Origin of the sequence: Actinoallomurus sp. NBC_01490, from assembly GCF_036227085.1 — a bacterium.
GTDB classification, from domain to species: Bacteria; Actinomycetota; Actinomycetes; order Streptosporangiales; family Streptosporangiaceae; genus Actinoallomurus; species Actinoallomurus oryzae.
Window position 1 is genome coordinate 681,657 of the sequence record NZ_CP109433.1, and the last position, 17,977, is coordinate 699,633.

The window sequence follows — 17,977 nt, forward strand, 5'->3', positions numbered from 1 at the left end:
TGAACCTTGGTTCAGGTCAAATCGCCGGCGCGGGAGAGGCGCTCGGCCTCGGTGACCGGGTCGCCGGTCAGCAGCCGGGCGCCGGCCGCCCGGGCCGTCGCGGCGTCCGCCCCGTGGCCGCCCAGTGCGAGCGGTGCGACGCCGGCCAGCCGGAGCAGGTCGTCCTCCAGCCCGGCGAACCGCCCGGGGTCGACCGCCGACAGGACGATCAGCTGGGGCGGCGACGCGGTGGCGGTGCGCAGGAGGTCGGGCATCGGTGTGTCGGCGCCCAGGTAACTGACGCGCCAGCCGTTCCGGTAGAGGACGACGCCGAAGGTGAGCAGTGGCAGGTCGTGCAGCTCTCCGGGCGCGCAGGCGAGCAGCGCGCGCGGACCCCGGCCCTGGCCCCAGCCGCGGCCGAGTGCGGCGATGCGGGCGCGCAGGACGTTGCTGGCGAAGTGCTCCTGCGCGACGGTGACCTCCCCGCGCTCCCAGCACTCGCCCAGCTCGTGGAGGTAGGGCAGCAGGACGTCGCGCAGCACGGTCTCGGGAGTGAAGTCGGCGAGGAGCAGGTCGAGCATCGCCTGTGCCGAGGGTTCGTCGAACCTTTCGAACGCCTCGGCGAGCGCGCGGTCGACGCCGGACAGCGCCCGCGGACCCGCGGCGGGCCGCGGCTCCGGGGCGCGCGGGCCCGCGGCGGTCTGCCGGAGGGTGGCGCGTGCCGCCTCCGCCGCGGACAGGCCGCGGGCGAGATGCGCCTGCATGACGCGTACGCGGTGCTCGTCGGCCTCGGAGTAGAGGCGGTAGCCGCCGGACGATCGCTCGGGCTGGAGCAGGCCGTAGCGCCGCTCCCAGGCACGCAGGACGTGGGCGCTGACCCCGAGCCGCCGGCTGAGCTCGCCGATCCGGAGCATCGCCGACCCGGGTTCCATGCTTCCAATGTACAGACCGTAGACAGACATTTGACAATCCTGAGGCGGGTGCATAGCGTCGCAAATGAGGCCCGAACAGGGGGTTTGTCGGAGTCGGGCGTCGCGGCGAGCATCCGGTCACCGGGGGCACACACCGGAGGCCGCGGTCCATGGGCTCGGCCCGCTTGCTGAGGCCTCGTGGGGGAACCGGGGGAGGCGGGCGGCGTAAGCCGTCCGCCTTCCCTGCGGGAGAGGAGCGCGCCCCGGCCGCTCTCAGAACAGCGCCCCGGAGCGGTCGGGGTGACCACCTCTCATCTCCACAGCGGTGTGCGCGCGGATCGCGCCGGCGATCGCGCGCGCAGCCCGGCACGTCGCCTCCCGCGAGGGGCGGCCTCGGCCGACGGCGATGCCCGCGGGAGCGGGGCGTCGGCGGCGGAGGCGCGTCCGAGTGGCGGGAGGCCGGGCGCGACGAGCCGGGCACGTGGTCAGACGGGGTTCCCCGGCCGTGCGGACGGGCGCGGTTCCCCTCGGCCTCGCCTGGCCACCAACGACTGGACGGCGCCGGATGAGCGGGGGCTTTTCAGGTCGCGGCCAGCGCGGCCTCCACGTCGTCGTACATCGGGAGGCGCTGCGCCAGGCCGGTGATCCACAGGACGCGGGCGCTGCTGTACTGGGCGCCGGCCAGCACGAGCATGCCGTCCTCGGTGGACGAGAGGCGCTTCCAGTACGAGACGACGGTGCTGAGGGCACTGGTGTCGATGAAGCTCAGACCCGAGAGATCAAGGATGATCTTGCGGCCGTGCTCCCGGATGACACGGTCCACATGAGCGGTGAACTGGGTACGGCTGATGATGTCCAGCTCGCCCTTCACCGCGACGACCGTACGGTCGCCATGGCGAGTGGAGCTGAGTTCGAGCGCTGCCACGGTGACCTCCACGGAAACTCAGGACGCCACCGTACAGGTCAGGCGTAACGCGGTGGGAGGGGCATCTCAAGTCGGACGATCGTTCCACGTTCACCTGCGATGATGTGAACGGCCGAGCAGATCTGGCGCGTCACCCACAGGCCCATGCCGCCTTCGGCGTCCGTGGACGGGGGCGTCTCGCCGGCGTCCGAGGGCACCCAGTGACCCTCGTCGCGCACCTCGGCGTACACGCGTCCGTTCGAGGCCCACATACGCAGCTCGGCCTTGGGGGATCCGTGCCGGACGCCGTTCGTGGCGATCTCGTTCACGGCGATCACCAGGTCGCCGACCGAGTCCTCGTCGAGTCCGCACTTACGGGCGTGCGCCGCGACGAACCGGCGCACCCCGGGTAGATGGTCCACGGTGAAATGCATCTCGTCTACCTGATCCCCCGTCTCCTCCGGCATGGGCTGGCGGTGCCGCATGGTGGGGTACGGAGGCGCCATGCGAAGAGTTACCACGTTGTCCCACCTTGCTCATCCGCCGCACGATCAGGCTGCCGTCCTGCTTGTCGTCGTCCGTCGCAGTGCTACGTGTGGTGTCGTACCCATTTGCCGCGCTTTGTTGCATCTTTGTGAGCAAGCCGACGGACTCGATACATGTTCGGTATACGAGGGCAGGGTGGACCGCGGACGCGCGTACGCGTGAGGGGTCCCGTTCACCGTACGGCGGAAGGCCTCGCACCGCAGCGGAAGCGGGGGCCTGGGCGGCGTGTTCGCCGTGGTGATTCGCAGGCAGGGGGAAACGTCCGGTGACCCTGGCGACCCGTTCGGGGTCGCCAGGGGACCTTCGCGACGGTCAGCGACCGACGCGTACCTGTCCACGCGCGTCGGCTGCGAGGCGCAGGGAGTCGCCGTCGCGCAGCGACGTCTGCTCGCCCGGCTGCAGCCGCCGGTCGTTGACGAACGTGCCGTTCGTGGACCGCTCGTCGCGCACCCACGGCTGGCCGCTGTTGTCGATGCCGAGCGTCGCGTGCCGGCGTGAGACGTTGTCGAAGCGGGAGAACGTGCTGGCCACCGGCGAGTGCACCGGGTCACGGCCGAGCACCAGCTCCTGCCCCGGCTGGACCTGCAGGTCGCCCGAGGAGAAGGTCACCGTGACGTTCACCTGCTGGGGACCGCCGGCACCCGGGCCGCCCTGGTCGTGCAGCGGGCGCAGGCACTGGACGCACACCGGGTTGCCCACGTCGGGGATCTCGGCGCCACAGTGCGGGCAGAACGGCGTGAACGCCGCCGTCGACTCGCCTCCGGATCCGGTCATGGTGGGCTCGCGCGGCGGCGGGGGCACGTGCGGAGCGCTCGGCGAGCCGTAGCCGCCGGTGTTGTACCCCTGCTGTTGCGGGGGCTGCGGCTGGTACGGCTGCTGCTGCCCGTAGCCCTGGTCCTGATGCTGCTGCGGCGGGTAACCCTGATCCTGCTGCGGCGGGGGCGGGTAGCCCTGGTCCTGGTGCGGAGGCGGGTAACCCTGCTCCTGCTGCGGCGGGTAGCCGTGCTGCTGCGGAGGCGGATACCCCTGCTGCTGCCGGTCCTGCTGCGGCGGGTAGCCCTGGTCCTGCGGCGGCGGGTAGCCGCCCGGCCGCTGCTGGTCGTGGGGCGGCGGGTAACCGCCCTGATCGTGCTGCGGCGGGTACCCCTGCTGCTGCGGGGGCGGGTAGCCGCCCTGCTGCCGGTCCTGCTGGGGGTAGCCCTGCTGAGGGGGGTACTGCTGGTAGGGCTGTTGTTCTTGACCCTGGTACCCCTGCTGCTGAGCGTAGGGAGACTGGTCCTGTGGCGGATACCCGTGCTGCTGGTCCTGCTGCGGTGGGTACCCCTGCTGCTGAGGTGCCTCGCGCCTGGCGAGGTTGGCTCCGCAGTTGATACAGATCAAGTCTCCCTGTCGTACCGGAGCGGCACAGACCGGGCATGTCAGGGACGCCATGACACCTCCCCGCCGTGGACTCCGGAGAGCGAGAGTCGCTCTGTCAGCCGCTCCATGTCGCCCCTCCGTGGAATCCCGATGTAGTAAACACGATCGGCTTCAACCGATATCTGCATGTGCGGCCGCGTTTCGCCGCCCTCCGCGTCACCATAGCGTTTCTCGCCTAGCTCACTAACAGGGATGATGCGCTGATTGGCCGAGCCGCGCCAGATGTGTCCGGAGTCTGGGGAGTTCAGGCGGTCGATGTACGGCCCCGTGACCACGGCGTCGCACAGCGCGAGAAGTTCGCGTGACCACGCGGAACCGCGCAGCCGTGACAACGCGTATCCGCTGTACACCAGAACGTCCACCTCCGGCGGTGCCCAGGCACGGATTCCGAGGAGCAGCTCGCGCAGCGCCTCCGGCTGCTGGAACGGCTCTCCCCCGGAAATCGTCACGCCGTCCACCCGGTCGAGCGACCTGAGCCAGCCGAGCACGGCCGAAACCGGGATCGCGGTGTCGGGGTCGGCCTCCCAGGTGTCGCGCGACAGGCAGCCCGGGCAGTGCAGGGTGCACCCCTGGGTCCAGATCCCGGCCCGCCGTCCGGGCCCGAGCGTCGTCACCGGGTAGTGCGCCTTGGCCAGCAACAGCTCACTCATGCTCGCCTGACCCCCGTCGCTGTCTCCTCATCTTCTCACCGGAGGTCCACGACGGTGATATTTCCCTCACGACGGATATCGGTGACGGTCACCTCGGCGGCCGGCCCGCGGTCGAACAGGGCGCGGGCGAGCGGGTTGATGAAGAACGACTCGAGCGCCATGCCGATGCCCCGGCCGCCCTTGTCGAGCTCGCTGGTGCACCAGTCGCGGAGCGTGGCCGTCACCTCGTCCGACAGCAGAAGCTTCATGTGGTGTTCGTCGCTCACCCGCCGGCAGATGTTGGCGAGTTGGAGGTCGAAGATGCGGCCCGCCGCCTCCGGCCCGATGAAGTCGAAGATGACGATGTTGTCGCCGAACCGGTTGAGCAGCTCGGGGCGGTTCAGCTCGGTCGTGAAGTGCTCGGTGACGGCGCCGCGGATGGAGCTCTCCAGGTCCTCGTACGGCATGCCGGGCCGTACGCCGCGCGTGCCGAGGTTGGAGGTGAAGACGAGGACCGACTCGGAGAAGAACGCCGTGTTGCCGCGGCCGTCGGTCAGCCGGCCGTCCTCCAGGATCTGCAGGAACTTGTCGAGGATGCGCGGGTGCGCCTTCTCGATCTCGTCGAAGAGGATGACGCGGAACGGGTCCTCGCGCACGGCGTTGGTCAGCTCGCCGCCGGCCTCGAAGCCGACGTACCCGGGCGGTGAGCCGATCAGCCGGTCGCCGGCGTGCTCGGCAGAGAACTCGCTCATGTCGAAGCGGAGGTAGGCGTCCTCGTTGCCGAAGACCAGCGAGGTGATCGCCTTGGCCAGCTCGGTCTTGCCCACGCCGGTCGGCCCGGCGAAGAACAGCACGCCGCGCGGGCGGCTGGAGGCGCGCGCCGCCTGCGCGCCGGACAGGCCGAGGACGGCGCGCTTGAGGATGTCGAGGGTCTTGGTCACGGCCTGCGGCTGGCCGACGACCCGTGACGGCACGCGCTGCTCGCCGTCGACGATGCGCCTGCGCAGGTGCTCGCGCTTCCACGGGTTGTCCAGCACGCCCAGCTTGTAGGTGCGGACGGCGTCGGGCAGGTCCTCCAGCGCGACGTCGCGCTCCTTGGCGAGCCGGGTCACCTCGATCATGGCCTGGAGCGTGAGGCCCTCGGCCTCCTGCGCGAAGTCGTCGGTCACGTCGACCGACGGATCGGTGGCCTCGAACGCGCGCGCCAGCAGCCGCGCGGTCTGCTGGCGGTCGCCGAGGTGCGGGCGCGGCACCGAGATCTCGCGGACGCCGTCGTTGTCGGCGGTCAGCCAGGGCGGCAGGTCACCGGGACGGCGTGCGAGCCAGATCACCGGGTTGTAGAGCGGCTTGGGGCGCTCGCCGTCGGTGCGCACCGGCGTGGCGGTGCGCGAGAGCTTCTCGCAGAAGACGAAGAAGTCCTTCTCGGCGGGTTCGAGCTCGGTGGGGTTGCGGGCGATGCGCGAGGCGTAGTCGATGACGAAGGCGGCGCGGATCGGGCGGGTCGGCCGGGCGAGTGAGCCGAGGTAGGTGCGCAGGCCCTCCAGCGAGGGCACCTTGCGCTCGTCGACCCGGCTGCCGAACAGGCTCGCCGCGGCGTCGGCCGCCGCGCGGTCGTCGGCGGGGTGCACGCGCAGCCCGTCGACCTGGTCGTACACGATCATGAAGGAGTAGCCGCTGCGGCGCAGCGTCTCCCAGAGCAGGTCGCGCAGCGGGAACAGCCGGCCCTCCTGGGGCACCAGGAAGCTGTCGTGCAGGTTGCCCCACAGGACGTACTGCGGGTGCACCGAGAGCGTCGCGTCGAGCTCCCGGACGAAGGCGGGAAAGCCCGCCAGTCGCGTGTCGTCTGGCGGGCCCGGCTGCGTCGTCACCTGACGAGCGTAACCGCAACACGGGTCGGGTTTCGGTAGGACGACGACCGCGTGACCACCCGGCGCGGGCGGTCACGCGGTCGTGGCCACGGGCGGTCGTCAGCCGCCGATCATGTTGCTGGGGACGTTCTTGTCCTTGAATCCGGCGCCGGCGCTGCCGGCCGTGCTCCGGGTCTTCTCCAGCGCGCCGGAGGCGGCGCCGATCGCCGTGGGGTCGGCGTTGCCGCCCTTGAGCCTGTCGACGGCGTTCTTCATGACGGCGCTGAGGTTCTGCAGGGGGGCGGACAGCATCCTGCACAGCGTCGGGTCGGCCTGGGCGTTCGCCTTGGCCCGCCGCAGCTGGTCGAGGGTGAACAGGCCGGCGGCCCCGGCCTTGACGATCGCGCGCTTGTGGCCCTTGGCGTCGCTCTTGAACGCGCCCTTGCGGAACGGGTCGTAGATGTAGCGCTTGAAAGCGCCCGCCGCGAGGCCGGCGTTGGCGACGAAACGGGTCTTGGCGAGCTTACGGGTCTTGCCGGTCGGGCACGCCTGCGGCGATGCCGTGGCGGTCGGCGCGCCGCCCGGGGCCGCCGGGGCTCCGATGCTGGGCGCCGCGCCCGTCTGGGCGGTCTCCTTGGTCTTGGTATTGCTGCACCCGGTGAGTGCGAGCAGGACGATCGGAATGATGACGAATGTTTTCCGGAGCATTGAGCTTCCCCCGATACAATGCCACTGTTTCGGACAATTCCTCTGCGAGTTTACGAGCGTCGGCCGCATCGCTCTTCTTTTTTACCCTGCGGAAGGCGCTTGAGGTTAATTCCGATGAATGATTTGCGCAGCGTACCGGGCCAATAGTGCGCTATCGTCATTCGGTATGACATCGCGGAGACTGATCGTCGTTGCGACCTTCCTGCCTCTGGCCGCGGTCGTGGGCTGCGGTGGAGGCGGCGGCGACCGTGCCGTCAACGGCTCCAGCCCGTCCTATGCCGCGCCCACGCCGGGCTCCTACAACGCCGACCAGCTCACCCAGGCGCTGCTCACCGACATTCCCGGATACGTGCGGTCGGGCGCGCCCCAATGGGGTGAATACGGATCGCTCGCCGCCGTACAGAATCTCAATCAAATGCAGCAGGCGGTCAAACTCGACAAACCACAGTGTGCGTCGTCGACCCACGCCGTGTCGCAGGAAAAGGCGGTTCAGGCCGCGCCTTCCGCGCTGGTGGCGTTCGCCAAGGGCGACAAGCAGAGCGTCACCGAGACGCTGATGGCGGTCGGGCCCGACGTCGCCGCCCGGCAGGTCAAGGTCCGGGCCCCGGCGGGCTGCCGCAGCTTCCGCGTGAAGGTCGGCGGCTCCTGGGTCTCCGACCGGATCTACGAGCCGTCGGGCACGCGCATCGGCGAAGGGTCGCGTACGGCGGGCATCCTGACGTCCTCCGGCGCCACGAGCGTCCGTACGTGGTTCGTCGTGTTGCGCTCGCGCGGTTACCTCGCGACGATCACCTTGTACGGACCGGGTGCCACCCGGGTCGAGGCCGAGCGGTTCGCGCGCCAGGCCTATCAGCAGGCGGAGCGGATTCTGCCCTGAGAGAGTGGGTGGCGCGCGCGTGGGCGAAGGAGGACGCCGTGGTCGGCAGGCAGGGCCGGGTCACCGGCAAGATCGGACCGGGCCTTGTCGGCGAGGTGATGATCCCGATCCGGGGCGGCGTCGAGGCGTTTTACGCCTATTCGGCCGTCCAGGGGGAGGAGATTCCGGTGGGATCTCTCGTCGTGGTGATGGATTACCACCCACCGCGAACCGTTTACGTCTCCTCTGCGTCTATTTGACGTCATCATCCCTGCATCCGAGGAGGAGCGATGCCGATAGTCGCCGTGGCGATCGGCGCCGTCGTCGCGATCATTGTTCTGATCATCATCTTCAAGGCGATCTGGCGCGTCGCCGAGCCGAACGAGGCGCTCATCATCTCCGGCCTCGGGGCCAAGGCGCACAACCGGGACACCGCGGAAAGTCTCGGATTCAAGATCACCACGGGCAAGGGCACGATGGTGCTGCCCGGGTTCCAGACCTGCCGCCGCCTCTCCCTCGACACGCGTGTCTCCGGCCTGGAGGTCACCTGCGTGACGTCGCAGGGCATCAAGGTGCACGTCCGGGGCGTGGTGATCTACAAGGTCGGTGACGACTTCTCCTCGATCGCCAACGCCGCGCGGCGCTTCCTCGACCAGCAGAAGATGATGGACGACAAGACCCATCAGCTCTTCGCCGGCCACCTGCGGTCGATCGTCGGCAACCTGACCGTCGAGGACCTCCTGCGCGACCGCGACCGGCTCACCAACCAGGTGCGCACCTCGTCCGCGGACGAGATGGGCAAGCTCGGCCTGGTGGTCGACTCGCTGCAGATACAGGACATCGAGGACGAGGTCGGCTACATCGACAACCTCGGCAAGCCGAACTCCGCCGCCGTCGCGTCCGCCGCCCGGATCGCCGAGGCCCAGCGCAACCAGGAGGCGACGCAGGCCGAGCAGATGGCCGAGCAGGCCAACGCCGCGCAGATCCGCGACACCGAGATCAAGAAGCGCGAGTACCAGGGCCAGGTCGACCAGGCCGCCGCCGAGGCGCGCCAGCAGGTCATCATGAAGGAGACCAAGAACGCCGAGCTGGAGGCCGACCGCCGCGAGAAGGCCCTGGAGGCCGAGGTCCGCAAGCCGGCCGACGCGAAGGCGTACGAGCGGGTCACCCTCGCCGAGGCCGAACGCAAGGCGGCCGTCGCCCAGGCCCAGGCCGAGGCCGAGGCCACGAAGATCAACGGTCAGGCCGAGGCCGAGGCGACCCGCATGAAGGGCATCGCCGAGGCCGAGGCGATCAAGGCACGGGCCGACGCGCTCGCCGAGAACCAGGAAGCGGTCATCGCCCAGCAGCTCGCCGAGCAGTGGCCGCAGATCGTCGAGGCCGGCGCGGGCGTGTTCGGCAACGTCGACAACATGGTCGTGCTCAACGGCGCCGAGGGCGTCGAGGACATGCTCGCCAAGGCGCTGACGCTCGGCGGCACCGGCCTGGGCGTCGCCCGGCAGCTCCTGTCCACCATGAACGGCCAGCGGTCCGCCGACGCCCCGGCGGGCAACGGCAAGCTCGTCCCGGTCGAGTCGGACCCGGACACGAAGTAACCGCGAACGGAGGAAGGGCCCGGAGCGCTCGCTCCGGGCCCTTCGCGGGTCCGCGGCGGGTGACGCTAACGTGCGGAGCATGACCGTTGCGCGGGTTGCCGTCACTGTCGATCTCGTCGTTCTGACGGTCCGCGAGCAGCAGCTGTCCGCTCTCGTATGGTGGCGTGACCGTCCGCCGTACGCGGAGAGCTGGTCGTTGCCCGGCGGGTTCGTCCAGCTCGACGAGGACCTGCCGGTCGCCGCCCATCGGCTGATGGCCGAGCGGGCCGGCCTGGCCGACGTGCGGGTTCACCTCGAGCAGCTCGCGACGTACGGCTATCCCGACCGGGACCCGCGCCAGCGCGTCGTCAGTGTCGCCTACCTCGGACTCGCCCCCGACCTGCCCGCCTCGACCCGTGCGCAGGTGATGTGGCGGCCGGTCGCCGACCTGACCGAGAAGGGCCGGATCGCCTTCGACCACCGGCGCATCCTGCTCGACGGCGTCGAGCGCGCCCGCGCCAAGCTGGAGTACTCCCCGCTGGCGGCGGCGTTCTGCCCGCCGGAGTTCACCGTGGCGGAGCTGCGCCGGGTCTACGAGATCGTCTGGGGCCACCCGCTCGACCCGCGGAACTTCCACCGCAAGGTCACCGGCGCCGAGGGTTTCCTCGTCCCGACGGGCCGGACGACGACGCGCGACGGCGGCCGGCCGGCCCGGCTCTACCGCCGCGGTGACGCCGAGTCGCTCCACCCCCCGATGATGCGCCCGAGCCTGTAAGACGTCCTCTGCGCGCCTCTTCGTGGCTGATTGCTCCTGTTCGCATGTGAAGCATGCTGACTGCGCCGTCGGGGGCCTCCACGGCTTGCCGAGTCCGGCGCAGTCCTTAGAGTGATCCCGTAGACGTCAGAGGGAGGACAAGGGTGTCCGAGCAGCGCAGTCCCCGCTTCCGTTCCGTGCTCGACGAGTACGTCGCCTACCGGCCCGGCAAGGTCGCGCGCTCGCCCGAGGGCCGGTCGTACAAGCTGTCCTCGAACGAGTCGCCGTACGGCCCGCTGCCGTCGGTGCGTGAGGTGATCGCCGACGCGGGCGGCCTGGTCAACCGCTATCCGGACAACGGCTGCACCGCGCTGATCCAGGCGATCGCCACGCGGTTCGGCGTGCCGGAGGCCCATATCGCCGTCGGCTGCGGCTCGGTCGGCGTCACGCAGATGCTGCTCGAGTCGATCGGCGAGCCCGGCGTCGAGGTCGTCTACGCCTGGCGCTCGTTCGAGGCCTACCCCACCCTGGCCGACCTGTCCGGGGTGACCTCCGTACGGGTGCCGCTGACCGACGAGACCCACGACCTGGCGAAGATGGCCGACGCCGTGAGCGACCGCACCCGGCTGGTGTTCGTCTGCAACCCGAACAACCCGACCGGTACGGTCGTCCACCGCCGCGAGTTGGAGGCGTTCTTCGACCGCGTGCCGGAGGACTGCCTGATCGTGCTGGATGAGGCCTACACCGAGTACGTCCGCGACCCGGAGGTTCCGAACGGGCTCGACCTGTACGCCGACCGGCCCAACCTGGCGATCCTGCGCACGTTCTCCAAGGCGTACGGTCTGGCCGGGCTTCGCGTGGGCTTCATGGTGGCGTCCGAGCCGATCGCCGCCCAGGTGCGCAAGACCTACCTGCCGTTCACGGTGAGCTCCGTCGCGCAGGCCGCCGCGATCGCCTCGCTGCAGGCCGAGAGCGAACTGCTCGACCGCGTCGAGTCCACCGTCAAGGAGCGTGGCCGGGTCTACGACGCGCTCGTCGCCCAGGGCTGGGCGGTGCCGCCCGCCGAGGCGAACTTCGTGTGGCTGCGCCTCGGCGAGGACACCATGGCCTTCTCCGCCGCCTGTGACGCGGCGGGCGTCAGCGTACGCCCGTTCGCCGGGGAGGGCGCCCGGGTGTCGATCGGCTCGCCCGAGGAGAACGACGCCTTTCTCGCCGTCGCCGAGGCGTACCGGGCGGCGCGGGAGCGGTGACCTCCCCGCGCGGGCGGCGCTCGGTCGAGACGACGAGCCCGACGCCGAGGATGATGATCAGGCCGCCGGCGACGATCGTCCACGTGGCGTTCTCGCCGGCGAACGCCACGCCGAGCAGCACGGCCACCGCCGGGTTGACGTAGGCGTACGTGCCGACCAATGAGATCGGCGCGTTGCCGAGCAGCCAGACGTAGGACGTGAAGGCGACGAGCGACCCGAAGGTCACGAGGTAGGCCAGGCCCAGCCAGGACGCCCGCGAGACCTCGTGCAGGTGGAGCCGCTCACCGCGGCCGAGCCCGATCACGAGCAGCGTCACACCGGCGGCGGCCATCTCGTACACGCTCGCCACGAACGGGTTCGCCGGCATCGGCAGCCGGGCGGACAGGAACGACCCGACCGACCAGGACAGCGCCGCGCCGAGGACGATCGCCACGCCGAGCGCGCTGCCCGACCCGCCGCCGCGCGTGAGCGTCAGCAGCGCCAGCCCGCCGAAGCCGACGAGGACGCCGGCGATCGTGCTCACCGCAGGGCGGTCGCCCGTGGCCCACCGGAACACCACCAGCCACAGCGGCACGCTCGCGACCAGGAGCGCGGCCAGGCCGGTGGACATGTGCTGCTCGGCGACACCGATCATGCCGTTGCCGCCGGTGAGCAGGAGTACGCCCGCGAGCGCGGCGGTGCCGAGCCGCCGCCACGGCACGCGCAGGACCCGTACGCCGCCGCTCCGGATCGCGAGCACCGCGGCGAGCAGCACGGACGCCACGATGAACCGGATGCCGGCGCCGACCATCGGCGGGATGGTCTCGATGAGGTAGTGGATGCCGAGGTAGGTCGATCCCCACACCACGTAGACGATGGAGAGGGCGACCCAGACGAGCGAGGGGCGGGGGTCAGCAGTCTGTGAGCTCATGGCTCATTACACGCTAGATGATTGTTGCGGAATCCGCGCGGCGATTTTTCACCGGCACACGTAGTCGAAGGCGGCCGACGCCGTGCCGTCCGGGCCCGCCGGTGAGACGACCTCCAGCGTCGCGACGGCGTGCAGGGCGCCGGGGCCCTGGACCGTCCAGCGCAGCGGAACCCGGATCGAGCGCCGCCCCCGCGACATGCCGTCGGTGAAGACGCCGGAGTTCTGGCCGTCGCTGCGCTTCCAGCGGTACGACACGTCGCCCGGCCCGCCGTTCGTGTGGATCACACCGACGACGGTCGCCGTCGTGCCGCAGCCCTGCACGCCGGTCGGCGCGGTCACGGTGACCCCGGTGACCTGGACGGACGGACCGCCGCGCAGGAGCCACCAGACCACCAGGCCGGTCAGCACCGCCAGCCCGAGCGTCGCCAGCCCACCGGCGATCCGCCACGGCAGCGGGCGCCCGCGCGGACGGCGGGACCGCCAGACCTCCGCCACGCCCGGCGGTACGCCGGGCCCGAACCGCAGCGTCACCCCACCGGCGGAGGACCGGCCTTCCGGCCACGTGTCCGCATCGTCCTGCGTCCCGCGACCGCCCGGCGCGCTGGAACCCCGGGTGCCGAAGCCCTGCGTAGCCGAGGCCTGTGTGTCCGAGGCCTGTGTGTCCGAGGCCTGTGTGTCCGAGGCCTGTGTGTCCGAGCCGCGCGTGTCCGAGCCGCGCGTGTCCGGGCTCCGCGTGCCGATGTCCCGCTTCGTCTCGTCCATGGCCTACTCCGGCTGGCAGGTCGTCTTCGCCTCGGCGGTGCCGCCGAGTGACGTGGTCACGGTGACGCGGGCCGCCGGACACCGCTCGCCGTAGTCGTGCGTGAACGTGAGGTCGTGCGGGCCGCTGCCGCTCACGGTCTGCGCACCGGGGTCGCTCGCCGTGGCCACCTGCGCGGCCGGAGTGTCCTCGCTGAAGTCCGCCGACACGGTCACCTTGCCGGGGCCGCTCAACGTGACCGTCACCTGGGCGGTCGCGACCGTCCCCGCGAGCGTGAACGAACCGATCTGGAGTGCGGTCACCTTCGTGGGCGGCGTTTTCGGTGGGTCCTTGCCGACCAGCGGCCGGGGGAGCGTCGTCGCCGGCGACGGGGCCGCGGACGTGCCGCCTGCCGGGGACGCCGTCGTGGGACCGGTCGTCTCCGGACCGGCGGAGGCGCTCGGTGACGCGCTCGGCGAGTCCGCCGGAGGCGTGCTCGGCTCGGCGACCGGGACGGGGCTGGACGTCGCGCTCGTGTGCGCGCCGATGCCACGGTGGACCCCGGCGAGTACGGCCGCGCCTCCCCCGCCCGCCACGACCGCGGCCACGAGCGCTCCCGCCGCCATCGCCACACGCCGGCGACCGAGCCGGGTGAGGGCCAGCGCGGTGCCGGCCCCCGGCGGTGAGCCGGCCAGTGGGAACAGCGAGGCGAGCAGGGCGGCCAGCGCCGCGAGCCGCACGCGCCCGCGCTCCTCCCAGCCGGGCCCGTACGCGGCGAGGGCGACCTCCTCCAGTTCCTCCAGGAACACGGCGGCCGAGCGCGGCCGGTCGTCGGGGTTCTTGGCCATGCCGTACGCGATCAGCTCGCGCAGTGGCCGTGGCACCCGCTCGACCGGGACCGGGCCGGAGCGGTGTGCGGCGGCCAGCGCCCAGTGTCCCTTCACCGGAAACGGCCGCTCGCCGGTCAGGCACTCGTAGCAGACCGCGGTGGCCGCGTAGACGTCCGTGGCCGCGCTGACCGCGCCGGTGGTCCACTGCTCGGGAGCCATGTACGCCGGAGTGCCGGACGCGCCGACCTCGTCCCCGGCGCGGACGGCGATGCCGAAGTCGGCGAGCTTGCTGTGCCCGTGGTCGTCGACGAGCACGTTGGCCGGTTTGTAGTCGCGGTGCACCACCCCGGCCCCGTGCGCGGCGGCGAGGCCGAGCAGCGACCCCTTGAGCACCAGCAGCGCGGCCTCGGGGCCGGTCGCACCCTCGGCAATGATGACGTCCTTGAGCGTGACGCCGTCGACCAGCTCCATCACGAGCGCCGCGGAGCCCGGCGTCTCGGCGTACTCGTAGAAGCGGACGACGTGGGGATCGTCCAGCCGCGCCATCAGCCGGGCCTCGGCGCGGAAACGCCGCAGGAAGTCCTCGTCGGTGCGGAGCCGCTCGGAGAGGTACTTGATGGCCACCGGAGCGCGCGTCGCCTCGTGGACCGCCAGCATCACCTTTCCGGAGGCACCCTCGCCGAGGGGACGCACGTGCCGATATCCCGGAACCGTCCAGCCACCATCCATGGCGATACTCCTCAAAGCGACGCATGCGTCGTTCGACCTGAGCGACCGCTATGTGTGCGACGCCTGAAGAGGGAACCTGGTTGGTGCCACCCCGCCGCTGTGACCGGATGCGGCCACGTTCGGTGACGATCCGGACACAGCGACGGAGAAATCTCAGTTCGCGTTCTTCGGCCCGAGCTTCTCGACGATCAGCCGGTAGAGCTGCCGCGGACGGCCCGGCTGAGGGGTGCGGTTGGGCGGCAGCGGCCAGGCGAGACCCTCCTCCACGAGGGTCCGAAGCAGCCGCCGCGCGGTGCGCGGGGTCACGCCGAGCATGTTCCCGGCGTTCTCCGCGTCGACGATGAGCGGCTGCTCCTGGTCGCCGAGCCGGTCGGCCAGCCGCGCGAGGATCTCCAGGCCCTTGGGCTTGGCCGGAGACTGCGCGCGCGGCGGGGTGCGGGGCGCGGGCACGAGCGCCCGCCCGTCGCGGTCGAGTGCGAAGCCCTGCGCCCGCTGCGAGGTCTGCGACCGCGCCAGCGCCGCGCGTGCGTGGCTCTCGGCCTCCTGAGCCGTACGGCCCATGCCGATGCCCACCTCGATGGCCAGGCCCAGCTCCTCGCGTACGCGCTCGACGAACGGCGGGGTGCGGAAGCCCTCGGTCGCCGCGGCGATCGAGCCGCGGGTGGCGGTGACCAGGTAGCTGTGGTCGTCGAGCGGCCACACCGCTGCGCTCATCCGGTGCGCCTCCTGGAGCAGGAGCCGCTGGAGCGACAGCTTCAGCTCCTCACGCCAGTAGCGCGGGGTGACCCGCCGGGGCGTCTCGCGCAGCGTCGGCACGTCCACCAGGACGACGACGAGCTGGGACTCCTCCAGGCGATGGTGCGCCCCGAGCAGCGCCGACGTCTGCAGCGCCGACCGGATCGCGGCGCCCGTCGGCCGGATCCGCAGCGTCGGCACGCCGGCCAGCTCCAGCCGCTCGGCGGTCGCGTGCACGCAAGTGAGCGCGACACTTGTGGCGCCGCGCCGCCAAAGACGCTCGTGAAACGCGGCCAAGGTGCCCGGTCCGGCAGCTTCCTCACGCAAGTGCACATGATCGGTGTTGAGGTCGATCTCGCTGAAGGCCTCTTCGACCTCGGCGCGGGTGAGCACGTCGATGCTCACCCGCTCAGGCTCGTGCCGCTCGTCGAGCGACGCCCGCAGGAGCGCGCCCTGCAGGGCCGCCCCGTTGAGCGGCACGTACGTCGCGGGCATGGTGAGCACGCCCGCCTTACGCGCGAATTCGTACGGCACCGGGCTCGCGAAGAGGCAGACGTCCACCCCTGACCCGAGCCGTACGACCTTGTCCGCCGCCTCCTGCTCGTCGCGGTACGCCGCCGCGACGAGCCGGCTGGGCACCGATGTCGGGCCGTGGCCCATGAGCATGACCCGTTCGACCAGGTCATGAGGACCGACGACCCCGATTGTCAGATCCGGAGTTACCGAACCACTCCGCGGACCGCTCATGTAAGCCCCCTCCTGGCTTCGAGCGATCGTGGGTGGTCCCCTGCCGGTGAGGCCTGTCTCTCGCCCCCATTAGCGTCCGTCCTTGGACGGCCTCCACCCAACGCATGACTCATACCTTTGACGCCCCTGTCCGGTCGACAGCCCCTGCCTCCGTGTACTTCGTTCCTCCATTGGGCAGATCGGCCGGAGACCACGAGATGTGACGCCTCTGAGCAAAATCGGTTAAGAGCACGTTGAAAAACTACTAGTAGGGCGGATCCGGTGAGGAACTTATTACTAACCGGACAGGTAACAAACCGTCGGGTATCCGTCTGACAGATACCGGTCAGTACGCGTCAGGCGATACGTTCAATCTCCGCGCCCAGCGCCGTGAGCCGCTCCGCGACGTGCGCGTGGCCCCGGTCGATGTAGTAGCCCGACGTGATCGTGGTCTCGCCCTCGGCGGCCAGGCCGGCGAGCACCAGCGCGCTGCCGGTGCGCAGGTCGTGCGCGACCACCTCGGCGCCGCGCAGCGGGGTCACTCCGTGGACCTTCGCGCGGTTGCCGTTCACCTCGACGTCGGCGCCCATGCGCACGAGCTCCTCGGCCAGCTTGAACCGGCCGTCGAAGATCCGCTCGTAGATGTAGCTCTCCCCCTCGGCCTGCGACGACAGCGCCATGATCGGCGACTGCAGGTCGGTGGCGAAGCCCGGGTACTCGTCGGTGATGACGTTGATCGGCCGCAGCGGCCGGTCGCGGTGGACCTGGAGCACCGCGCCCTGGGAGTGGAACTCCACGCCCATCTGCTCCAGCTTGTCGCCCGCCACCCCGAGGTGCTCCAGCGAGGCGCCGACGAGGCTGATCTCGCCACCGGTGATGGCCGCGGCCATGACCAGCACGCCGGTGTCGATCCGGTCCGGCATGACCGTGTGCTCGACCGCGGTGAGCCGGTCGACGCCCTCGACGGTGATGAACCCGGTGCCGCCACCGGTGATCCGCGCGCCCATGCGCTGCAGGAGCGTGATCACGTCGAGGACCTCGGGCTCCAGCGCGCAGTTCTTGATCAGGGTGGTGCCGTGGGCCAGCGAGGCCGCCATGAGGAGGTTCTCGGTGCCGGTGTGCGAGGGCGTGTCGAGGTAGAGCGTGCCGCCCTGCAGGTGGCCCGCCTTGACGTGGATCGAGCCCCGGCCGTCGTCGGTGACCTGCTCGGTCACCGTGGCGCCCATGCGCTTGAAGCCGTTGTAGTGGAAGTCCAGGTTGCGGCTGCCGAGATTGCAGCCGCCGACACCCTCGATGATCGCCTCGCCGAGCCGGTGCAGCAGCGCCGGTACGAACAGGAACGAGCCGCGGAAGCGTGCGGCGATCTCGGCGGGCAACACCGGGCTGGTCAGTGTCGAGGCGTCGATCACGAGAGTGCGCTCGGCCTCGTGCAGCTCCGCCTTGGCCCCGATGGCCTGGGCCAGCTCGACGGCTCGCCGTACGTCTTCGATGATCGGGACGTTGCGCAGGACCGTACGGCCCTTCGCCGCCATCAGCGACGCCCCGATCATGGGCAGGACGGCGTTCTTCGCGCCCTGCACGAACACGGTGCCGCGCAGCGCGCGGCCGCCTCGTACGCGGTAACGGACCTCGTGGCCCAAGCTCATAGCGCCGATACTCCTTTGATGCGGGGATTGACTTGACCTGCCCGCTCTTGTGTCGTCAGCGGGTCACGAGTGCCCACACACGGTGTGTGCCGCGTGGGGCACAGTATTCCACCGGGTCTGCTGTGGCATGACCGAAACATCCGGTCTTGTGCGCCCACTCGATCTTTTAGAGACGCCCCGCCGGGGATTGGTTCGGACCCGGTGGCGGCCGTCTCAGGCGTCGTCGGCGGTTCAGCATGTTCTCCGAGTGTCTCATGTGGGCGAACGTCGCGTAGAGCCCCATAC

Annotated in this window: 17 protein-coding genes; 5 read left to right on the plus strand and 12 right to left on the minus strand. The window is 70.8% G+C overall.

Annotated elements, in window-relative coordinates:
* Positions 1-11: 11 nt before the first annotated feature.
* The 7 genes from OG417_RS03570 to OG417_RS03600 form a co-directional block, all read right to left on the minus strand.
* The gene (locus tag OG417_RS03570; RefSeq protein WP_329249670.1) at positions 12-911 is read right to left on the minus strand and encodes a MerR family transcriptional regulator; all 900 of its coding nucleotides are present in this window, start codon (positions 909-911) and stop codon (positions 12-14) included.
* A gap of 559 nt (positions 912-1,470) precedes the next feature.
* Positions 1,471-1,815, minus strand: a complete 345-nt coding sequence (locus OG417_RS03575; RefSeq protein WP_329249673.1) for an STAS domain-containing protein — start codon at positions 1,813-1,815, stop codon at positions 1,471-1,473.
* Positions 1,816-1,853: 38 nt separating this feature from the next.
* Positions 1,854-2,228, minus strand: a complete 375-nt coding sequence (locus tag OG417_RS03580) for an ATP-binding protein (protein WP_329249676.1) — start codon at positions 2,226-2,228, stop codon at positions 1,854-1,856.
* Between the two features lie 424 nt (positions 2,229-2,652).
* Complete coding sequence (locus tag OG417_RS03585) at positions 2,653-3,720, minus strand: FHA domain-containing protein (RefSeq protein ID WP_329249679.1); 1,068 nt, start codon at positions 3,718-3,720, stop codon at positions 2,653-2,655.
* A 38-nt stretch (positions 3,721-3,758) separates the two neighbouring features.
* Positions 3,759-4,409 (minus strand): 4Fe-4S single cluster domain-containing protein, encoded by a 651-nt coding sequence (locus OG417_RS03590; RefSeq protein WP_329249683.1) that lies wholly within the window; start codon positions 4,407-4,409, stop codon positions 3,759-3,761.
* Between the two features lie 35 nt (positions 4,410-4,444).
* Positions 4,445-6,256 (minus strand): AAA family ATPase, encoded by a 1,812-nt coding sequence (locus OG417_RS03595; RefSeq protein WP_329249686.1) that lies wholly within the window; start codon positions 6,254-6,256, stop codon positions 4,445-4,447.
* Between the two features lie 99 nt (positions 6,257-6,355).
* On the minus strand, positions 6,356-6,943 hold the full coding sequence (locus OG417_RS03600; protein WP_329249687.1) for a hypothetical protein: 588 nt from the start codon (positions 6,941-6,943) through the stop codon (positions 6,356-6,358).
* A gap of 166 nt (positions 6,944-7,109) precedes the next feature.
* Here OG417_RS03600 and OG417_RS03605 point away from each other — a divergent pair, with 166 nt between their 5' ends.
* The 5 genes from OG417_RS03605 to hisC all read left to right on the plus strand — a co-directional run bounded on the left by OG417_RS03605 (position 7,110) and on the right by hisC (position 11,377).
* Positions 7,110-7,820, plus strand: coding sequence for a hypothetical protein (locus tag OG417_RS03605; RefSeq protein WP_329249691.1), 711 nt, complete (start codon positions 7,110-7,112; stop codon positions 7,818-7,820).
* 38 nt (positions 7,821-7,858) lie between these two features.
* Positions 7,859-8,059, plus strand: coding sequence for a hypothetical protein (locus OG417_RS03610; protein WP_329249694.1), 201 nt, complete (start codon positions 7,859-7,861; stop codon positions 8,057-8,059).
* 30 nt (positions 8,060-8,089) lie between these two features.
* Positions 8,090-9,394: a flotillin family protein gene (locus OG417_RS03615; RefSeq protein ID WP_329249696.1), complete on the plus strand. Its 1,305-nt coding sequence runs from the start codon at positions 8,090-8,092 to the stop codon at positions 9,392-9,394.
* A gap of 79 nt (positions 9,395-9,473) precedes the next feature.
* The gene (locus OG417_RS03620; protein ID WP_329249700.1) at positions 9,474-10,148 is read left to right on the plus strand and encodes an NUDIX hydrolase; all 675 of its coding nucleotides are present in this window, start codon (positions 9,474-9,476) and stop codon (positions 10,146-10,148) included.
* 143 nt (positions 10,149-10,291) lie between these two features.
* Positions 10,292-11,377, plus strand: coding sequence for a histidinol-phosphate transaminase (hisC, locus tag OG417_RS03625; protein WP_329249703.1), 1,086 nt, complete (start codon positions 10,292-10,294; stop codon positions 11,375-11,377).
* On the opposite strand, the gene OG417_RS03630 is transcribed toward hisC, so the two are convergent.
* The 5 genes from OG417_RS03630 to murA form a co-directional block, all read right to left on the minus strand.
* On the minus strand, positions 11,265-12,287 hold the full coding sequence (locus tag OG417_RS03630; RefSeq protein ID WP_329249705.1) for an EamA family transporter: 1,023 nt from the start codon (positions 12,285-12,287) through the stop codon (positions 11,265-11,267). The two genes, hisC and OG417_RS03630, sit on opposite strands and share 113 nt — an antisense overlap.
* A gap of 48 nt (positions 12,288-12,335) precedes the next feature.
* Complete coding sequence (locus tag OG417_RS03635) at positions 12,336-13,049, minus strand: hypothetical protein (protein WP_329249708.1); 714 nt, start codon at positions 13,047-13,049, stop codon at positions 12,336-12,338.
* Positions 13,050-13,052: 3 nt separating this feature from the next.
* A complete protein-coding gene (locus OG417_RS03640) occupies positions 13,053-14,585 on the minus strand; it encodes a protein kinase domain-containing protein (protein WP_329249711.1) in 1,533 nt (510 codons plus the stop codon).
* 153 nt (positions 14,586-14,738) lie between these two features.
* On the minus strand, positions 14,739-16,001 hold the full coding sequence (locus OG417_RS03645) for a transcriptional regulator (RefSeq protein ID WP_442875738.1): 1,263 nt from the start codon (positions 15,999-16,001) through the stop codon (positions 14,739-14,741).
* A 401-nt stretch (positions 16,002-16,402) separates the two neighbouring features.
* Positions 16,403-17,692 (minus strand): UDP-N-acetylglucosamine 1-carboxyvinyltransferase, encoded by a 1,290-nt coding sequence (gene murA / locus OG417_RS03650; protein WP_329249717.1) that lies wholly within the window; start codon positions 17,690-17,692, stop codon positions 16,403-16,405.
* Positions 17,693-17,977 lie beyond the last annotated feature (285 nt).